Origin of the sequence: Brevundimonas sp. UBA7506, assembly GCF_002479495.1 — a bacterium.
Taxonomy (GTDB): domain Bacteria; phylum Pseudomonadota; class Alphaproteobacteria; order Caulobacterales; family Caulobacteraceae; genus Brevundimonas.
Genome location: NZ_DLNQ01000006.1, coordinates 1 through 2,967, shown reverse-complemented (window position 1 = coordinate 2,967; position 2,967 = coordinate 1). Strand labels below are relative to the sequence as shown.

Below are 2,967 nucleotides of genomic sequence, written 5' to 3'. Positions count from 1 at the left end.
CAGCAAGGCCGCCAGGTGCGGCTGGCCGCTATCGGCCTCGGCGGCCCCGCAGCAATACTCAACCAAGGACGCGGCGGCGTCGAACGAGGTGTTCTTGGGACGATAGAGGTTGGCCGGGATCGTCACCCCGCCTCCGCGCTGGAAGTGAACCACCACGGCCTCGACCAGATCATCCACGTCGGCGATGAAGACGTCCGTAGGCGAGGTGGAGGGGGATGTGGCGAAGACGATCCGTCCTTCGTCCTGACGGAAGCCCAGGTCGCTGATGTCGCCCGCGCGGGAACGTCTTTCGGGGGGGGGCAGTGGCCATGTCCGTGACGGCCATCTCCGTTCGGGCGTTCGCGTTGAAGGCACGCTCGGTATCGGCCCGACGGAGAGAAATGGGGGGTGACGACGTCCCTGTCGCCTTTCAGTTCTTTGGTGACTGCGTCGTCGGCTAGGGTGTAGCGATAGGCCCGCCCGAACTCGCCAGCGCCGTTTGAGCCAAGGATCAGGGCGGAAAATCCGGCGTGAAGTCGAAGATGGCGGACCATCCCGACATTGGGGGATCAGGCGCGACTCGCCGCCTTGGGTCAGGTCATAGAGGTCGCTGTCGACCGAACCGGATTGGCGGCGCTGGGTGACCCAGCGGCCGTCGGGTGAGATGGCCTCGACTGGCATGCCGGGGGTTCTGAACATGCCGGGGTTCTGAAACAGCAGGCGACTTTCGTGGGCGCCGGGATCGACCACAGGGATGTCGGGGGCGCGACTATCCGGCGACGTGGGTGTCATCCAGGTCGCGGTGCGATCGCCGCTCCCGCCCAGCAGGTCAGACGTGAGCCGACCGTCGGGCGTCAGGTCGCGGAAGCCGTCGTCAGGGCGGTGTAGGCGTTGAACGCGCCCGACTGGTCGCTGGACGTCAGCACGAAGCGGCCTTCGGGAGAAAAGACGAGGCCGGAGCCGTCGGCGAGCCGGTGGCGGCAGATGGCGGGTCTGCAGGCTGAGGCGTCGCAGTCCGGGGTGGCGGCGACCGCGGGTCCTGCAGTCAGGGCCAGGACGAGGTTAGACGCCAGGCATGCGGAAAGGCGCGCTGGTGAGCGGGTCATTACGAACGCTTTGATGAAGGGATGGCTAGGGCGGTCATTACCGCGGGCGTGACTGGCTCAAAGCGATGGCGAAGCCGATGTGGGAGGGGCGGGGCCCTGCGGGTTGCCGAACAGGGATTAGACGAGCAGCCGGCAGCCTTGGAGTCATGACGACGACGGCTGGCTCGACCCGCCCAGACCGACCGCCGCGACATAGCCCGGCGCCCAGCATGGCGGGCAAGGCCGATAGCACATTGGCGGTACGGAGGCGGCCCTTGCCCATGCTGGTGGGGCGTCGTTAAGCGCAATGGTGAAGCGTCTTCAGCGCCTGGGCGGGGGCTTGAATGGTGGCGGTCATTGGTGGGAGGCGTGGGGGCTCACGCGACGTCCTGGATGTCTTATAGGGTCGGGCCATGACCTTCATTGCTCCGTCCGCCCGCCCCATCGACGCTCGGGAGCGTCATGCTCGCATCCAGGCACTGGCCGGCCTGCTGACCGCGCGCGGGCTTTCGGCGCTGCTGCTCGGCTCGACGACGTCTTTGCGCTATTTCACCGGCCTGGACTGGCATCCTTCGGAGCGTCTCACCGGCGCCCTGATCCATGCCGACGGACGGGTGGAGTACGTCTGCCCGCGCTTTGAGCTGGACAAGCTCGGCGGCCTGACGACGGCGGAGGGCGCCATTCCCGGCGACATCCTGACCTGGGAAGAGGAAGAGAGTCCCTACGCCCTCGTCGCGAGCCGACTTCCGCCGGACGGAAAACTGGCGGTGGATGAGCTGGTCGCGGTCTTTGTCTGGCTGGGGCTGGCCAGAGCCATGGGGCAGGCGCGTCTGGCCGATGGCGCCCCGCTAACTGCTGCTCTGCGCCGCATCAAGTCGCCCGCCGAAATCGCCCTGCTGACGCGGGCCAAGGCTATCACTCTTGAGGTGCAGCGCCGCACCCATGCCTGGCTCAAGGTCGGGGTGCTGACGTCCGAGGTGAAGCGGTTCGTCGACGCCGAGCATCGCGCCCTCGGCGGGGAAGGCGGTTCGTGGTTCTGCCTCGTCTCGTTTGGCGATGACACCTGCCTGCCGCACGGCGGCGAGGGCGACCGAGCCTTGCAGCGGAACGACGCGGTTCTGATCGACACCGGCACCCTGATCGACGGCTATCACTCGGACATCACCCGCACCTATGTCTTTGGCGAACCGACGCCCGAGTTCCGCACCGTGTGGGAGCATGAGAAGCAGGCTCAGGCCCTGGCTTTCGAGGCGGCGCAACTGGGCGCGACCTGCGAGAGCGTGGATGCGGCCGCGCGCGACTATCTCACCGGCCTCGGCTACGGCCCTGACTATCGACTGCCGGGCCTGCCCCATCGCACTGGCCACGGCGTCGGTCTGGATATCCACGAAGCGCCCAATCTGGTGCGCGGCGACGGCACGATCTTGGAGGCGGGCATGAGCTTCTCCAATGAGCCCATGCTGGTCATCCCGGGCCAGTTCGGCATACGGCTGGAGGACCACTTCTATATGAGCGACGCCGGCCCGGTCTGGTTCACCCAGCCGTCCTGCAGCCTGGACGATCCGTTCGGATCTCAGTGATCTCAACATTCTGAGATTCAGGGGTTGTGGACTCCGAGGGTGGTCCGTATAGACGCCGCTCGCTCGGAGACGGGCTGACCCACGGGGGCTTCGGGAATGGATTTCCGGGGGCTTGGCGGGCGAGGAGTTGAATAACTTCTTGCCTTCATCCGTTGGTTCAGCTAGGTTCCGCGCTTCGATCAAATCGCTGATTTGCCGATGCGAGAGGTGTCTTTGCTTCTCTGCAGGGGTTTCTGCGGCTTCGAAAGTCTTGGCTTTTGGGTCTTCGGAAAAGTTCAGCGGATTGGTTGACATGGAGATTGGCTTTCCTTAGAAGGCCGCCT

Annotated in this window: 2 protein-coding genes; one reads left to right on the top strand and one right to left on the bottom strand. The window is 65.8% G+C overall.

What is annotated here, in order from left to right; genetic code table 11:
• Positions 1 to 833: 833 nt before the first annotated feature.
• A complete protein-coding gene (locus B3K53_RS06695; protein ID WP_292083388.1) occupies positions 834 to 1,085 on the bottom strand; it encodes a hypothetical protein in 252 nt (83 codons plus the stop codon).
• Positions 1,086 to 1,477: 392 nt separating this feature from the next.
• Between B3K53_RS06695 and B3K53_RS06690 the strand changes: the two genes are divergently transcribed.
• Positions 1,478 to 2,644: a M24 family metallopeptidase gene (locus B3K53_RS06690; protein ID WP_292083387.1), complete on the top strand. Its 1,167-nt coding sequence runs from the start codon at positions 1,478 to 1,480 to the stop codon at positions 2,642 to 2,644.
• Positions 2,645 to 2,967 lie beyond the last annotated feature (323 nt).